The organism is Pseudomonas sp. NPDC089392 (assembly GCF_044749595.1).
Taxonomy (GTDB): domain Bacteria; phylum Pseudomonadota; class Gammaproteobacteria; order Pseudomonadales; family Pseudomonadaceae; genus Aquipseudomonas.
The window spans coordinates 1-15,133 of the sequence record NZ_JBIVIF010000060.1 but is presented as its reverse complement, the minus strand read 5'-3'; the positions used below and the strand labels follow the sequence as shown (position 1 = coordinate 15,133).

The 15,133-nt window shown below is 64.2% G+C and carries 13 protein-coding genes and 1 pseudogene; 2 read left to right on the top strand and 12 right to left on the bottom strand.

Going from position 1 to position 15,133, the window contains the following annotated elements:
• Positions 1–256: 256 nt before the first annotated feature.
• The 4 genes from ACIP1G_RS29575 to rluC all read right to left on the bottom strand — a co-directional run bounded on the left by ACIP1G_RS29575 (position 257) and on the right by rluC (position 4,839).
• Positions 257–1,627 carry a pyridoxal-phosphate dependent enzyme gene (locus ACIP1G_RS29575; RefSeq protein ID WP_400743657.1) on the bottom strand — a complete coding sequence of 457 codons (1,371 nt, stop codon included), beginning with the start codon at positions 1,625–1,627 and terminating at the stop codon, positions 257–259.
• Between the two features lie 581 nt (positions 1,628–2,208).
• Entirely contained in the window at positions 2,209–3,198 is a 990-nt protein-coding gene (locus ACIP1G_RS29570) for a S49 family peptidase (protein WP_400743654.1), read from the bottom strand.
• A gap of 6 nt (positions 3,199–3,204) precedes the next feature.
• On the bottom strand, positions 3,205–3,879 hold the full coding sequence (locus tag ACIP1G_RS29565; protein ID WP_400743650.1) for an HAD family hydrolase: 675 nt from the start codon (positions 3,877–3,879) through the stop codon (positions 3,205–3,207).
• Positions 3,880–3,882: 3 nt separating this feature from the next.
• Positions 3,883–4,839, bottom strand: coding sequence for a 23S rRNA pseudouridine(955/2504/2580) synthase RluC (gene rluC / locus ACIP1G_RS29560; RefSeq protein ID WP_400743647.1), 957 nt, complete (start codon positions 4,837–4,839; stop codon positions 3,883–3,885).
• A gap of 799 nt (positions 4,840–5,638) precedes the next feature.
• Between rluC and rne the strand changes: the two genes are divergently transcribed.
• Positions 5,639–8,902, top strand: coding sequence for a ribonuclease E (rne, locus tag ACIP1G_RS29555; protein WP_400743645.1), 3,264 nt, complete (start codon positions 5,639–5,641; stop codon positions 8,900–8,902).
• Positions 8,903–9,263: 361 nt separating this feature from the next.
• The gene (locus ACIP1G_RS29550; protein WP_400743642.1) at positions 9,264–10,052 is read left to right on the top strand and encodes a hypothetical protein; all 789 of its coding nucleotides are present in this window, start codon (positions 9,264–9,266) and stop codon (positions 10,050–10,052) included.
• Positions 10,053–10,194: 142 nt separating this feature from the next.
• On the opposite strand, the gene murB is transcribed toward ACIP1G_RS29550, so the two are convergent.
• The 8 genes and pseudogenes from murB to ACIP1G_RS29510 all read right to left on the bottom strand — a co-directional run.
• Complete coding sequence (gene murB / locus ACIP1G_RS29545) at positions 10,195–11,214, bottom strand: UDP-N-acetylmuramate dehydrogenase (RefSeq protein ID WP_400743639.1); 1,020 nt, start codon at positions 11,212–11,214, stop codon at positions 10,195–10,197.
• Positions 11,211–11,675, bottom strand: a complete 465-nt coding sequence (locus ACIP1G_RS29540; RefSeq protein WP_400743636.1) for a low molecular weight protein-tyrosine-phosphatase — start codon at positions 11,673–11,675, stop codon at positions 11,211–11,213. The genes murB and ACIP1G_RS29540 overlap by 4 nt, the downstream gene beginning before the upstream one ends.
• Entirely contained in the window at positions 11,675–12,439 is a 765-nt protein-coding gene (kdsB, locus tag ACIP1G_RS29535) for a 3-deoxy-manno-octulosonate cytidylyltransferase (RefSeq protein WP_400743634.1), read from the bottom strand. The genes ACIP1G_RS29540 and kdsB overlap by 1 nt, the downstream gene beginning before the upstream one ends.
• A complete protein-coding gene (locus ACIP1G_RS29530) occupies positions 12,436–12,621 on the bottom strand; it encodes a Trm112 family protein (protein ID WP_003247142.1) in 186 nt (61 codons plus the stop codon). Before ACIP1G_RS29530 ends, kdsB begins: the two co-directional genes overlap by 4 nt.
• A gap of 44 nt (positions 12,622–12,665) precedes the next feature.
• Positions 12,666–13,667 (bottom strand): tetraacyldisaccharide 4'-kinase, encoded by a 1,002-nt coding sequence (gene lpxK / locus ACIP1G_RS29525; protein ID WP_400743631.1) that lies wholly within the window; start codon positions 13,665–13,667, stop codon positions 12,666–12,668.
• A complete protein-coding gene (locus tag ACIP1G_RS29520; RefSeq protein WP_012271149.1) occupies positions 13,667–14,101 on the bottom strand; it encodes a biopolymer transporter ExbD in 435 nt (144 codons plus the stop codon). The genes lpxK and ACIP1G_RS29520 overlap by 1 nt, the downstream gene beginning before the upstream one ends.
• The gene (locus ACIP1G_RS29515) at positions 14,098–14,733 is read right to left on the bottom strand and encodes a MotA/TolQ/ExbB proton channel family protein (RefSeq protein WP_016391244.1); all 636 of its coding nucleotides are present in this window, start codon (positions 14,731–14,733) and stop codon (positions 14,098–14,100) included. Before ACIP1G_RS29515 ends, ACIP1G_RS29520 begins: the two co-directional genes overlap by 4 nt.
• 54 nt (positions 14,734–14,787) lie before the next feature.
• Positions 14,788–15,133 (bottom strand): annotated as a pseudogene (locus tag ACIP1G_RS29510) (hypothetical protein); the annotation flags it as partial.

Sequence of the window (15,133 nt, the reverse complement as noted above, 5' to 3'; positions counted from 1 at the left end):
ACGTAACCCCGAATTCTAACATCGCCGCCGTGAGCACCCCCGGTTCACGCGGCACGACTTCAGGCGCAATGCAGGCAAACCGGTCAACGGCCCGACCTTGCGACGTCGCGCACGGAATTTTGCGCGCCCAAGCTGAACGCTAATTCAGGAACGGCACACTGAACGCGCCTCGGGGCACCGACATGCGAACTGGCGGCACGCCGCAGCGAGCCGCCGCCCCGCTTGGCCGCCCGCGCGAGCGGACGGCCGCGACGCGTCACTGCACCCGGCGGCGCAGATAGTTGAGCAGGTCGATGCGGGTGATCAGGCCGAGGAACCTGTCGCCGTCGGCGACGATGGCGACATGGCCGCGGTCGAACAGCGGCAGCAGCGATTCGATCGGCTGGCCGACCTGGATCGTGTCGAGCTTGCTGACCATCGCGGTCGACACCGGGTCGCGGAAGCGCGATTCGTCGCCGTACACGTGCAGCAGCACATCGCTCTCGTCGACGATGCCGACGAGTTTCTCGCCGTCCATCACCGGCAGCTGCGACACGTCGTACAGCTTCATGCGCTGATACGCGGTCACCAGCAGATCGCCCGGCGCCACCACCACGGTATCGCGCTGCGAATACGGGCGCAGGATCAGATCGCGCAGATCGCCGTGCTGTTCGCGCTGGATGAAGCCGTTGTCGAGCATCCAGTAGTCGTTGTACATCTTCGACAGGTACTTGTTGCCGGTGTCGCAGACGAACACCAGCACCTTCTTCGGCTCGGTCTGTTCGCGGCAGTACTTCAGCGCCGCGGCGAGCAGCGTGCCGGTCGAGGAACCGGCCAGAATGCCTTCTTTTTCCAGCAGTTCGCGCGCGGTCAGGAAGCTTTCCTTGTCGGCGATCGCGTACGCCTTCTTGACCCGGGTGAAGTCGGAGATCGGCGGCAGGAAATCCTCGCCGATGCCTTCGACCATCCAGCTGGCCGACTTGTCCGACAGCGTGCCGCGGTTGATGTACTCCTCCAGGATCGAACCGACCGGATCGGCCAGCACCAGCTCGGTGTCCGGCGAGTGCTTGGCGAACGCGCGCGACAGGCCGGTCATGGTGCCGGAGCTGCCGCAGCCGAACACGATCGCGTCGAGCGTCCCGCCCATCTGTTCGAGAATCTCCGGGCCGGTGCCGAACTCGTGCGCGGCCGGGTTGTCGGGATTGCCGAACTGGTTGATGAAATAGGCGCCCGGGGTTTCGCGGGCGATGCGTTCGGCCAGGTCCTGGTAGTAGTCCGGATGGCCCTTGGCCACGTCCGAACGGGTCAGCACCACCTGCGCGCCCATCGCCTTGAGGTTGAAGATCTTCTCGCGGCTCATCTTGTCCGGCACCACCAGCAGCAGCTTGTAGCCCTTCTGCTGGGCGACCAGGGCCAGGCCGATGCCGGTGTTGCCGGCGGTGCCTTCGACCAGGGTGTCGCCGGGCTTGATCTTGCCGGCCTTCTCGGCCGCTTCGATCATCGACAGGCCGATACGGTCCTTGATCGAGCCGCCGGGGTTCTGCGATTCGAGCTTGAGGTAGAGCTCGCACACGCCGGTGTCCAGGCGCTGGGCTTTGACGATCGGGGTGTTGCCGATGAGTTCGAGTACCGAGTTGTGGATGGCCATGCGATTCCTGCGAGCCGCTACCGTGCGGCGAATCGGGCCATTCTAGCCGGGCGCCCGGCGGCGGTTCGCGCAAAGCGCCTCAGAGCGCCGGCGCAAGCTCTGGCGGCAGGGGTTTCAGCCCCGGGGTTTTCGGCTCGGATCGGCGCGATACGGCGCCAAAGCATCGCGGCTGACGCCGTTTCCATGAGCACAGGACCACAGCGCGGGAGCCGCAGGAAGTATCAGCCGCGGACGGCGGCGGCCGACGAGGATGGCCGCCGCCGCCCGCGCTGAGTCTGGAGCCGTCGCCGCGGGCGGGCGCCGGTCCGGTCGGCTCGGCTGGCCGCCGCGCCCGGTGTGCTGGACCGGCTGTGCGTGCCGGCCGGCGGGCCGCCGGGGCCCCGCCGGCGGCCCCCGCCCCCCCCCCGCCCCGGCCCGCCCGCCCCCCACAAACCCTCCCCCCCCCCATCCCCCCCCCCGCGCCGCGCGGGCGGCGCTCGATCTCATAGGCGCTGAAAATGTTTCGATGAACACCTGGCGGCGCTCGATCTCACAGGCGACACAAAACCCAAGACAGGCACCCTGCAGCAACTCGACTCAACTCAGCGCAACTGCGGCCCCTGAAACCCCATCCACATCGCCAGGCGCTCAGCCACGCTGGCCCCTACGCGCTTGGAGAAGCGATCAAACGGCGATTCCTGCACGGTGAAATCCACCAGCTCCTTCTCGCCAACAATCTCACGCGCCACATAGCTGGCACTGCCCAGCCCATCCACCAGGCCCAGCTCTTCGGCCTGCTCACCCGACCACACCAGGCCACTGAACAGCTCTGGATGCTCCTTGTCCTTCAGGCGCTCTCCCCGCCCCTGCTTGACCATGGCGATGAACTGCTGGTGCGTGGTATTCAGCACACCCTGCCAGAACTCGGTCTCTTCCGGCTTTTGCGGCGAGAACGGGTCGAGGAAGGCCTTGTGCTCGCCAGCGGTGTAGGTACGCCGCTCCACCCCCAGCTTCTCCATGGCACCGACAAAGCCGTAACCAGCCGCCGTCACACCAATCGAGCCCACCAGGCTGGCCTTGTCGGCATAAATCTCGTCCGCTGCACTGGCAATGTAGTAGGCACCAGAAGCACCAAGATCAGCGATTACCGCATACAGCTTGATGGCCGGATACTCGGCACGCAGGCGACGAATTTCGTCATACACGTACCCCGCCTGCACCGGGCTGCCGCCCGGGCTGTTGATGCGCATCACCACAGCCTTGGTCTTGCTGTCCTTGAACGCGTCGCGCAGGCTTTTGACGATGTTGTCGGCGCTGGCAGCCTCCTGGTCGGCAATCACCCCGCGCACCTCGACCAGCGCGGTATGGCTGGCACTGCGTGAGGCCGCCTTGTCCATATCCATCAGCGGCGAAAACAACGCCAGCAGGCCGAACAGGTAGACGAAGGTCAGCAGCTTGAAGAAGATGCCCCAGCGCCGCGACCGGCGCTGCTCCTGCACGCTCGCCAGCAGGGTCTTTTCCAGCAGCTTCCAGCTTTTGCGCTCTTCGCGCTCCTCGGGCTCGGCCTCGGGAGCTTTCCATTCGTCTGCCATGCGTACCTACCTTGGAAGTGGAATTGCAGAACCACCCAGCCACTCGCGCAGCTGGGAAAAATGATTGATGCACACCTGCGGGCCGAATTCGGCCAGCGCCTGCAGCGACATGGCGCCATAGCCCACGGCCACCGAATGCATGCCGGCATTACTGGCCATCTGCAAGTCGAATGCCGAATCGCCAACCATCAGCGCACGCCCTGGTTCGACACCGCAATGGCCGAGGATTTCCTCGAGCATCAGAGGGTGCGGCTTGCCGCGGGTCTCGTCAGCGGCACGGGTGATGTCGAAGAATTGCTCCCAGCCATTGGCCTTGAGCACCCGGTCCAGCCCGCGGCGGGCCTTGCCGGTGGCCACCGCCAGGCGATAACCCTCGGCACGGAAGGCATCCAGCGACTCGACCACACCGTCAAACAGCGGCGAGGGCTGCTGATCCAGCGCCATGTAAATATCGGCGTAGTGCTGGCGGAAGCTTTCGACCTGCGCAGGCGCCAGGTGCGGGTAAAGGGTATGGATCGCTTCACCAAGGGCCAGGCCGATGATGCCCTTGACCGCGTCGTCGCTGCTTTGCGCTTCACCAGCACGCTCGGCGGCAGCGTTCATGGCCTCGACGATGCGCCCGATGGAATCGGCCAGGGTGCCGTCCCAGTCGAAGATCAGTAGCTCATAGCCTTTTTTCATAAGTCAGGACGCACTCAAACGCTCAATGGTTTTCGCCCAGACTTCATCCACAGGCGCTTCAAGCTTCAGCTCGCCACCGTCCGGCAGCGGCACAGTCAGCGCATAGGCATGCAGGAACAGGCGCTTGCCACCCAGCTCGCGAATTTCACGGCTGAAGTCTTCGTCGCCGTACTTGCTGTCGCCGGCAATCATGTGCCCGGCATGCAGGGTGTGCACGCGGATCTGGTGGGTACGGCCAGTGATCGGGCGCGCCTCGACAATGGTGGCGAAGTCGCCAAAGCGGCGCAGCACGCGGAACAGGGTCAGCGCCTCTTTGCCCTCGTCGTTCACTTCGACCATGCGCTCGCCGGAACGCAGGTTGCTCTTGAGCAACGGCGCATTGACCTGTTTCTTCGCGGTTGGCCAGTGGCCACGCACCAGCGCCATGTAGCGCTTGTCGACCCCGTCGCCACGCAGGGCAGCGTGCAGGTGGCGCAGCATGCTGCGCTTCTTGGCGATCATCAGCAGGCCGGAGGTGTCGCGGTCCAGGCGGTGCACCAGCTCCAGCTCCTTGGCGTCCGGGCGCAGCTGGCGCAGCGCCTCGATCACGCCAAAGCTCAGGCCGCTGCCGCCATGCACGGCGATGCCGGCCGGCTTGTTCATCACGATCAGCGCCTTGTCTTCGTAGACAATTGCCGCCTCAAGGCGCTGCAGCAGGCCTTGGGCCACCGGTGCCGGCTCGTCACGTTCCGGCAGGCGCACGGGCGGTACCCGCACGATGTCGCCGGCCTGGATCTTGTACTCCGGCTTGACGCGGCCCTTGTTGACCCGTACCTCACCCTTGCGCAGGATGCGGTAGACCAAGGTCTTGGGCACGCCCTTGAGGGCCGTGATAAGGAAATTGTCGATGCGTTGGCCGGCAAGCTCCGGCGCGACTTCGATCAGCTGAACGCCGGAAGTCGGAGGGGTATTGGTCGTCATGGCGGGAATCATAACAATTTTTTATGGAATTGAAGCACTTAATCATTGCTGCTATAGTCGCGAACGCCGCCAAAAGCGGCAGGCCAGCGGCACCAGGCTCTTTGCCGGTCCCTGACCTTCGCAATTCTCCAGGACGCGAGGCCGTCCTACGGGGTTTTCGCCAGTTTACCGAATTGCCTGGAATCGCCACCAGCGCTGTGTAGAGAAGACCGAAAAAAACGACAAGTGCGGTGTTTCACCTGCTTACCCGATTCTTTTCGCTGTACCTCTGCCCGCCCCGTCGCTTCCACGCAACGCACGGCGAATGCTTCGGAAATACCTGCCTTGGACATGTAATGGCGTCAGCTTCCCATATTGAAGCTGGCGAAAAATGCAACCCGTTGCGGATTCAGCGCGCGGCAGCACCCGAATTATCAGGGATACGTGCAGGGTGGAGACGTACAGCCCTCGGACCGTGTAGCACCGCGTCCGGCCACCAGCCACTGACGGCTGGCGAGCGGATAAGGTCCTGAACAGATGCCCCCGGGCGTCCACGGCTGACGGTTGATTCCTCCTCCTGACTGAGTGCACCAGGCCCGCTTGGTTGATTCGGATTCCCATTCGAAGCCACCGGGGCCTTGTTGGCACCGCAGCAAACAGGACGCGTCGTCGCGACAACGGCAGGCTGGGCAACCGGCTGGTGCCGAACGTTGCTCGACACGGGGGTGGCCCGGCCACCCTTTGCGCACCTTGGCACCGACCATGAGACGTCGTGTGTGCCGAACGCCGTTTCCGGCAGCCCGGAAACCGACGGTACAACATGAAAAGAATGCTGATTAACGCGACTCAACCCGAAGAGTTGCGTGTAGCCCTGGTGGACGGCCAACGTCTCTACGACCTGGACATCGAGTCTGGCGCGCGCGAGCAGAAAAAGGCCAACATCTACAAAGGCAAGATCACCCGCATCGAACCCAGCCTCGAAGCCGCCTTCGTCGACTTCGGCTCCGAACGTCACGGCTTCCTGCCGCTGAAAGAAATCTCCCGCGAATACTTCAAGAAAGCCCCTGAAGGCCGGGTCAACATCAAGGAAGTGCTCAGCGAAGGCCAGGAAGTCATCGTCCAGGTCGAGAAGGAAGAGCGCGGCAACAAAGGCGCCGCCCTCACCACCTTCATCAGCCTGGCGGGCCGCTACCTGGTACTGATGCCCAACAACCCGCGCGCCGGTGGCATCTCCCGCCGCATCGAAGGCGAAGAGCGTAACGAACTGCGCGAAGCCCTGAACGGCCTGACCGTACCGGGCGACATGGGCCTGATCGTGCGCACTGCAGGCCTTGGCCGCAGCAGCGAAGAAATGCAGTGGGACCTCGACTACCTGCTGCAACTGTGGACCGCCATCAAGGAAGCGTCCCAGGACCGCGTTGCGCCATTCCTGATCTACCAGGAAAGCAACGTCATCATCCGCGCCATCCGCGACTACCTGCGCCAGGACATCGGCGAAGTGCTGATCGACAGCATCGATGCCCAGGAAGAAGCCCTGACCTTCATCCGCCAGGTGATGCCGCAGTACGCCAGCAAGGTCAAGCTGTACGAAGACAGCGTGCCGCTGTTCAACCGTTTCCAGATCGAAAGCCAGATCGAAACCGCTTTCCAGCGCGTGGTCGACCTGCCGTCCGGCGGCTCGATCGTGATCGACCCGACCGAAGCCCTGGTGTCCATCGACATCAACTCGGCACGCGCCACCAAAGGCAGCGACATCGAAGAAACCGCCCTGCAGACCAACCTGGAAGCGGCCGAGGAAATCGCCCGCCAGCTGCGCCTGCGTGATATCGGCGGCCTGATCGTCATCGACTTCATCGACATGACCCCGGCGAAGAACCAGCGCGCCGTGGAAGAACGTGTGCGTGAATGCCTGGAAGCCGACCGCGCCCGCGTGCAGGTTGGCCGCATTTCGCGCTTCGGCCTCCTGGAAATGTCCCGTCAGCGCCTGCGCCCGTCGCTGGGCGAAAGCAGCGGCATCGTCTGCCCACGCTGCTCCGGCACCGGCATCATCCGTGACGTCGAGTCGCTGTCGCTGGCCATCCTGCGCCTGATCGAAGAAGAAGCCCTGAAGGACCGCACCGCCGAGGTACGTGCCCAGGTGCCGATCCCGGTGGCCGCATTCCTGCTCAACGAGAAGCGCAACTCGATCACCAAGATCGAACTGCGCACTCGCGCACGCATCATCATCCTGCCGAACGATCATCTGGAAACCCCGCATTTCGAAGTCCAGCGCCTGCGCGACGACAACCCGGAAGTGCTGAACAACCAGTCCAGCTACGAAATCGCCGCCAGCGAAGCCGAAGAGGCGCCGCAGCCGACCGCCACCCGCACCCTGGTTCGCCAGGAAGCCGCGGTCAAGACCGCCCCGGCCCGCGCCAACGCGCCAGTGCCGGCCGCCGCTGAAGAGCCGCAGCCTGCCGCGCCAGTCGCCCCGGCCCCGAGCGCCCCTGAGCCAAGCCTGTTCAAGGGCCTGGTGAAGTCGCTGGTCAGCCTGTTCGCCGGCAAGGAAGAACCTGCTGCCGCGCCAGTTGCCGCCGCCACCGAAAGCCCTGCAGCCGAGCGCAGCCCGCGTAACGAAGAGCGCCGCAGCGGCCGCCAGCAAAGCCGCAACCGCAACGGCCGCCGCGATGAAGAGCGCAAGCCGCGCGAAGAGCGTGCCGAGCGCACCCCACGCGAAGAGCGCCAGCCACGCGAGGAACGTGCTCCGCGCGAAGAGCGTGCGCCACGTGAAGAACGCGCCCCACGCGAAGAGCGTGCACCGCGTGAAGAACGCGCACCACGCCAGCCACGCGAAGACCGCCGCGGCAACCGTGGCGAAGAGCGCGTGCGCGAACTGCGCGAGCCGCTGGACGCCACCCCACCCGCCGAACGCGAAGAGCGCCAGCCACGCGAAGAGCGTGTAGCCCGTGAAGAACGTGCTCCACGCGAAGAACGTGCACCGCGTGAAGAGCGCGCACCTCGCGAAGAACGTGCACCACGTGAAGAACGCGCACCTCGCGAAGAACGTGCTCCGCGTGAAGAGCGCGCACCTCGTGAAGAGCGTGCTCCACGCGAAGAACGCGCACCTCGTGAAGAACGTGCTCCACGTGAAGAACGCGCCCCGCGCCCACCACGCGAAGAGCGCCAGCCACGCGTTGGCGAAGAAGCAGCCGAACAAGCTGCCGAGCTGGCCGAAGAGCAACTGCCGAACGAAGAGCTGCTGCAGGACGAGCAGGAAGGCGCTGATGGCGAGCGTCCGCGCCGCCGCTCGCGTGGCCAGCGTCGCCGCAGCAACCGTCGTGAGCGCCAGCGCAATGCCAATGGCGAGCTGATCGACGGCGAAGAAGAAGGCAGCGAAGAGCAGCCACAACAGCACCAGGCCACCGAGCTGGGTGCCGAACTGGCCGCCGGCCTGGCGGTGACTGCCGCTGTTGCTACCAGCAACATCAGCAGCGACGCCGAAGCCCAGGCCAACCAGCAGGCCGAGCGCGCAACCGCTGAAGTCGCTGCCCTTGCCGAAACCGACAACAGCGAAGCCTCCCAGCCGGTTGAGCAGGCTGAACAGGTTGAGCAGCCAGAAGCTGTCGCCAAGGCTGAAGAAGTGGCCGTGGCCCCAGTGATCGAGCAGCCGGTCAGCGAGCCAGTGGCCGTGGTCGAGACAACTGCCGAGCCAGTGGTCGAAGTTGCTCCACAGCCAGTTGTCGAAGAAGCACCTGCAGTGGAGCCGACCGTGGCTATTGAAGCCCCGGTAGAAGCCCCAGCTGTCGAAGCCGGCGAAATCGAACAGGCCCCGGCCGTGATCGAAGTCGCCCCGGTTGCCGAGCAGCCAGCTCCGGTTGTCGAAGCCCAGCCAGAAGTGGTGGTCGAACCTGCGCCAGTGGAAGCCCCTGCCGTAGTAGAGCCTGCCACTGTCATGCTGTCCAACGGCCGTGCGCCGAACGACCCGCGTGAAGTACGCCGCCGCAAGCGTGAGGCCGAGGCTGCCGCCAAAGCCGCGCAGGAAGCTGCTGCTAGCGAGGAGCCAGCCCTGGAAGCCGCCGATGAGCACAAGCCTCATCACGGTTGATAGCCAAGGCTGAATGAAAAAGCCCCGCCAGTGCGAACTGGCGGGGCTTTTTCTTGGCCACTACTTTACATCAGCGCTGGCTCCGCCCTTTGTAGGAGCGGCTTTAGCCGCGAACACCGGCAAAGCCGGTGCCATACACCGCGTCGCCTGCTTCGCGGGACAAGCCCGCTCCCACAACGGGCTCTGTTCTCCGCGCGACAGCGCAGCCTGAAGGGCTGGGTGATCTCCCACAGGCACAGCGCCAACTCGGCCCCTCAAAGTGGCGAGCCACACATACCTCGCAGACCTGCCAGCAGTCACTGCGCCGCTCCGCTGATAGCGTTGAGCTGTATTCACACTCAATCAATCACCGGAGAGATAAATGAACAATGAACCAGGCGTCATGGCGTGCTATTTCCGCTCCTGGCGCGATATTGCAACCGGTAACCCGGACAACAAGGTATCCATGCGCGAACTGCCTGAAGAGGTGGATATCGCCTTCGTCTTCCCTGACGGCAATGAGCCGACCGAATACTGGCAAGCACTCGAGTCAGGCATCATTCCCGCCTTGCACGCCAAGCAGATCAAGGTAGTCCGTACCGTGGCCATTGATGAGCTGATCAAGCCTGGCGCCACAGCAAAGGACATCTTCCAGCGCTTCTTCAGCTCCACGAAAGGCCTGGATGGCCTCGATATCGATATCGAGCACACCCTGACAGACACCCAGCGCAAGCAGGCAGAAGGGATTTCGCTAGAGCTGAAAGCGCTGCTGGGGCCAGGCCGCCTGTTCATCTACGACACCAACGAGAACGGTGATGTCAGCTTGCTTCGCGCGCTGGAGCAACAACTGGACTACGTGCTTTTCCAGGCATATGGCCAGTCACCAAGCCGTGTGCAAGGCCACTTCGACCGGATGTTCAAGGATTACCTGGCCCCGTCGAAGTTTCTGGTGGGCTTCTCGTTCTATGAAGAGCGTGGCCCACAGTGGGGCGATGTGCGCGACCCTTTTGTAAACAGCACTGCCCACGCCTACGCCAGCTGGAACCCAAGCCAAGGCAGCAAGGGAGGCATCTTCTCGTACGCCGTGGACCGCGACGGTGTGAAGGAAGGTGATGATGCATTGCAGCCCACGACCTTCGAGTGGACCCGGAAACTGAAGAAACTGCTGTAGGCGCGAGCGACGCGCTGGATGGCACCGGCTTTGCCGGTGTTCGCGGCTAAAGCCGCTCCTACAGAGGCCTGCAAAGCCCCTGAGCCTTGTGCAAACCTGTAGGAGCGGCTTAAGCCGCGAAAGGGCCAGCACCAGCAATGAATCAGTAAAGGTTGGGCTCCATCTCCAGCTCAACCCCGTACCGCTCGAGGATATCCGCCTGGATCTGCCGCGCCAGCGCATGCATCTGCGCCCCGCTCGCCTGGCCGTAGTTGACCAGCACCAGCGACTGCAAGAGATGCACACCGGCATCACCTTCGCGATGGCCCTTCCAGCCCGCCTGCTCGATCAACCAGCCCGCCGCCAGTTTCACCTGGCCGTCAGCCTGGGGATACGCCACCACGCCCGGATACTGCGCACGAATACGCTCAACCAACTCAGCAGACACCACCGGGTTCTTGAAGAAACTCCCGGCATTGCCCAACTCAGCCGGGTCAGGCAACTTCTCGCGACGAATGCTGCAAATTGCGTCACTGATCGCCTGCGCGGTCGGTTCGATCACGCCCTGCTCTGCCAGACGCTGACGTACCGGGCCATAGTCCAGGTGCGCTTGCAAGGTGCGATGCAAGGCAAAACGCACCCGCAGGATCAACCAGCGCCCTGGGTTGCGCTTGAACAGGCTGTCGCGATAACCAAAGGCACAGTCCGCCAGACCAAATTCGCGCAGCTCACCGGTCTCGCGGTCCAGTGCAGTGAGGCCGGCGAACACGTCTTTGATCTCCACCCCATAGGCACCCACGTTCTGCATAGGCGCAGCACCCACGGTACCCGGGATCAGGCTGAGGTTCTCCAGCCCGCTGTAGCCTTGCGCCAGTGTCCACTGCACGAACGGGTGCCATGGTTCACCAGCCTCGGCCTCGATCACGATACGTTCGCCATCGTCGCCAAGCACACGCCGGCCACGGCTGGCCATGTGCAGCACCAATGCGTCTATATCACGGGTCAGCAGCAGGTTGCTGCCACCACCAATCACCAGCACAGGCACATCGCGTTGATGCGCCTGGCTCAGCGCCTGACGCACTTCCTGGTCATCGTGCGCCTGGCTGAAATACCGCGCCTTCACGTCGATGCCAAAGGTGTTGTAAGGCTTGAGCGATACCTGCTCCTGCCACTGCACTGTCATAGCCGCCCCTTGATTTCCACCACCAGCGCCTGGCAAGCCACTTCGACCAGGTCCAGCACCTGCTCGAAGCCGTCGGCACCGCCGTAGTACGGGTCTGGCACTTCATCCAGCGCTGAACCGTAGCGGCGCAGGAACAGGTCCAGCTCGCCCGCCGCCGTGTGCGGGCGCAGCGCGCGCAGATCGCGCAGGTTGCTTTCGTCCATGGCCAGGACCAGGTCGTATTCAGCAAAGTGCGCCGCCTTGACCTGCTGCGCACGTTGCTGCGACAGGTCGTAACCACGCGCCAGCGCTGCCTCGCAGGTACGGCTGTCGGGCGCCTTGCCGACGTGCCAGTCACCAGTGCCAGCAGATGCTACATGCACCTTGTCTGCAAGCCCGGCGGCCTGCAATTGCTGGCGCAGCACGCCTTCGGCAGTGGGCGAGCGGCAGATGTTGCCCAGGCACACGAACAGGACGCGCATCAGGCCTCCAGCAAGCGCCGTACGCGCTCCAGGTCTTCAGGGGTGTCCACACCCACAGCAGGTGCCTCGATGGCGTCCTCGACGTGAATGCGCACGCCGTGCCACAGGGCACGCAACTGCTCCAGCGCTTCGGCCTGCTCCAGCCAGCACGGGCCCCAGCTGACGAAATCATGGAGGAAGCCGACGCGATAGGCGTACATGCCAATGTGGCGGCGATAAGGCACGCCCTGTGGCAACTGGTCACGGCTTTTGGCGAATGTATCGCGGGCCCACGGCAGCGGCGCTCGGCTGAAGGTCAGGGCCAGGCCGTTCTTGTCACTGACAACCTTGACCGCATTGGGGTTGAACACGGTTTCCGGCTCATGAACCGGCTCGGCCAAGGTGGCGATACCGGCCTCCGGGTGGGCGGCCAGGTTGGCGGCCACCTGGTCGATGATCACCGGCGGAATCAGCGGCTCGTCGCCCTGCACGTTGACCACGATGGCATCGGCAGGCAGGCCCAGTTGCGTAGCCACTTCGGCCAGGCGGTCAGTGCCCGACTCATGATCGACACGGGTCATCAGCACTTCAGCGCCAAACGCCTGGCAAGCCTCGAAGATGCTGGCATCGTCGGTGGCAATGACCACACGGCTGGCAGCGCTCTTGCGCGCCTGCTCCCACACATGCTGCACCATCGGCTTGCCGGCAATCAGCAACAGCGGTTTGCCCGGCAGCCGCGTGGAGCGCAGGCGGGCGGGAATTACCACGGTGTAGTTCAGGCTCATTTGTCCAGGCGCTCGTCGTCGGTCAGGGTGCGTGCCTCGCTTTCCAGCATGACCGGGATGCCATCGCGGATCGGGTAGGCCAGGCCAGCGCCCTTGCTGATCAGCTCGGTCTTGTCGGCGCTGAGCTTGAGCGGGCCCTTGGTGATTGGGCAGGCCAGGATATCGAGCAGTTTGGTGTCCATTGGAGGCTTCCTTTAGGCCAGGTGGCCGGAAATTGAAAACGGGCTCAGGGCTTGCGCAGCAAGCGCTGCAACTGGTTGTCGAACCAGGTGCTGAAAGCCTGCGTGGGCTGCGCCTCGACGGCCAGGTACCACCAGTCGTCAGCGGCGAAGGCCCGGCATTTCACCGCGTCCTTCTCGGTCATGACCAGCGGTAGCGGCGGGCTGAAGGCCAGGCTCTGGGCGCTGAACTGTGCATGGTCGGCGAATGGGTGCGGCACCGGCTGCCAGTTTAGCCCCAGCAGGGTATTGAAGAAACGTTGCGGGTTGCCGATACCGGCCACCGCGTGCAGGCGTTGGCCTGCCGGAAAATGGTCAAGCGCGCGGCGCTCGCCACTGCGCAGGTTGACCAGCGCGGACGGCTGCAGGCAAAAGCCAAAGCCATCGGCGCGGTCTGCAGCGGCGCCGTTGTACAGCACCGCGTCGGCACCCTGCAGGCGCTCGGCCGGCTCACGCAGGGGGCCAGCAGGCAGGCAGCGGCCATTACCCAGACCACGGGCGGCATCAATCAGCACCAGTTCCAGGTCGCGGGCCAGGCGGTAGTGCTGCATGCCGTCGTCACACAGGATCAGGTCGAGCGGTTCGCTGGCCAGCAGCGCTTGCACCGCACGGGAGCGGTCGGGGTCGATCATCAGCGGCACGCCGGTGCGCTGCACGATCAGCAGCGGTTCATCGCCGGCCTGCTCGGCAGCTTGATCGGCCTGTACACGCCAGGGCAGCTGCGGCGGCTTGGCGCCGTAGCCACGGCTGACCACGCCCACCTTCAGCCCCTGCTGGCGGCAGTGCTCGATCAGCCAGAGGATCATCGGTGTCTTGCCGGTGCCACCGACGGTGATGTTGCCCACCACGATGACCGGCACCGGGGCCCGGTAGCTGGCACTTTCGCCGCTGAGAAAACGTGCCCGCTTGCGGGTGACCACGCGGCGGTACAACGCCTCTAGCGGGCGCAGCAGCGCCAGTGCCGGGTGCCCGGTGTACCAGGCGGCGAGCAGGCGGTCGGCGAAGGCCATCAAGGCGTGCCCTGGGCCGCCTCGACGGTGGTCATGCGCAACTGGCTGAAACCGAGCTTGCCGGCGGCATCCATCGCGGTGACCACAGCCTGGTGCGGGGTCTTGCCGTCGGCGCTGATGGCCAGCGGCAGCTTGTTGTCACCGCCCGACTCACGCTCGATCGCTTCGCTCAGGGTGGCCAGGTCGCTCTTGGGCAGCAGGTGGTTGTTCACCGAGTACACGCCTTCGGCGCTGATGGTGATTTCCACCAGCTTGCCCTGGTCGGCCGGCGCCTGTTCGGCGCTGGCGGCCTCGGGCAGTTCCACGCGCAGCTGGGTTTCGCGGGTGAAGGTGGTGGTCACCACGAAAAACAGCAGCAGGACGAACACCACATCGATCAGCGACGCCAGGTTGATGTCGACATTTTCCCGCTGGCGATTGCGCCGAAACTTCACGCCTTGCCTCCGGCCACTTCCACTTCACGGTCGCCCTGGATCACTTCTACCAGTTTGATCGCCTCCTGCTCCATGCCCACCACCAGCTCATCGATGCGGCGCAGCAGGAAACGGTGGAAGAACACCGCCGGGATACCGACCATCAGGCCGGCCGCAGTGGTGACCAGGGCCTTGGAAATACCACCGGCCAGCACGGCGGCATTGGCGGTCATCTGCGAGCCCATGAAGGCGCTGAAGATATCGATCATGCCCAGCACGGTGCCCAGCAGGCCCAGCAGCGGGGCCATGGCGGCGATGGTGCCGAGGGTGCTGATGTAGCGCTCCAGTTCGTGGATGACGCGCGAAGCGGCCTCCTCGATGCACTCTTTCATGATTTCGCGGCCATGGCGCGAGTTGGCCAGGCCTGCAGCAAGGATTTCGCCCAGTGGCGAATCGGCGCGTAGGGCCTTGAGCTTGTCACTGGTCAGTTGCTTGTCCTTGATCCACATCCATACCTGGCCCAGCAGGTGCGGCGGGGTCACGCGACTGGCGCGCAGGGTCCACAGGCGCTCGACGACGATAGCCATGGCAGCGATGGAACTCAGAATGATCGGCAGCATCATCCAACCACCGGACTTGACCAATTCCCACACAGTAAACGCCCCTTCGGAAAAAGGCCGCCACTCTACCATAGGACCGCGGGGGGCTCATCTGCCGGAGGTCAGGGAATTGGTGGGGGGCGCACGTACTGGATCGGCATCATGGCGGACAGGTGCATCCCCTGGGGTTGGAATCAGGCCGACAGGAGCATACCGGGAGGTACCCATCAGGGCATAGAGGTGCATTCCGTGGTTATGCATCAGGGCATACAGGTGCATGCCGTGGTTATGCATCAGGGCATACAGGTACATGCCGTGGTTATGCATCAGGGCATACAGGTGCATGCCGTGGTTTTTATGGCGCCTGTGAGATCGAGCGCCGCCCGCGCGGCGCTTCGCGGCTAAAGCCGCTCCTACGTTTGTTTCGGGCCAATTATTCCTGTGGGATTTGCGC

Coding starts and splice junctions, on each gene's coding strand:
- ACIP1G_RS29530 (WP_003247142.1), bottom strand. CDS start 12,621: ATGGACACCAAACTGCTCGATATCCTGGCCTGCCCAATCACCAAGGGC.
- rne (WP_400743645.1), top strand. CDS start 5,639: ATGAAAAGAATGCTGATTAACGCGACTCAACCCGAAGAGTTGCGTGTA.
- kdsB (WP_400743634.1), bottom strand. CDS start 12,439: ATGAGCCTGAACTACACCGTGGTAATTCCCGCCCGCCTGCGCTCCACG.
- ACIP1G_RS29550 (WP_400743642.1), top strand. CDS start 9,264: ATGAACAATGAACCAGGCGTCATGGCGTGCTATTTCCGCTCCTGGCGC.
- murB (WP_400743639.1), bottom strand. CDS start 11,214: ATGACAGTGCAGTGGCAGGAGCAGGTATCGCTCAAGCCTTACAACACC.
- ACIP1G_RS29570 (WP_400743654.1), bottom strand. CDS start 3,198: ATGGCAGACGAATGGAAAGCTCCCGAGGCCGAGCCCGAGGAGCGCGAA.
- ACIP1G_RS29540 (WP_400743636.1), bottom strand. CDS start 11,675: ATGCGCGTCCTGTTCGTGTGCCTGGGCAACATCTGCCGCTCGCCCACT.
- lpxK (WP_400743631.1), bottom strand. CDS start 13,667: ATGGCCTTCGCCGACCGCCTGCTCGCCGCCTGGTACACCGGGCACCCG.
- ACIP1G_RS29575 (WP_400743657.1), bottom strand. CDS start 1,627: ATGGCCATCCACAACTCGGTACTCGAACTCATCGGCAACACCCCGATC.
- ACIP1G_RS29565 (WP_400743650.1), bottom strand. CDS start 3,879: ATGAAAAAAGGCTATGAGCTACTGATCTTCGACTGGGACGGCACCCTG.
- rluC (WP_400743647.1), bottom strand. CDS start 4,839: ATGACGACCAATACCCCTCCGACTTCCGGCGTTCAGCTGATCGAAGTC.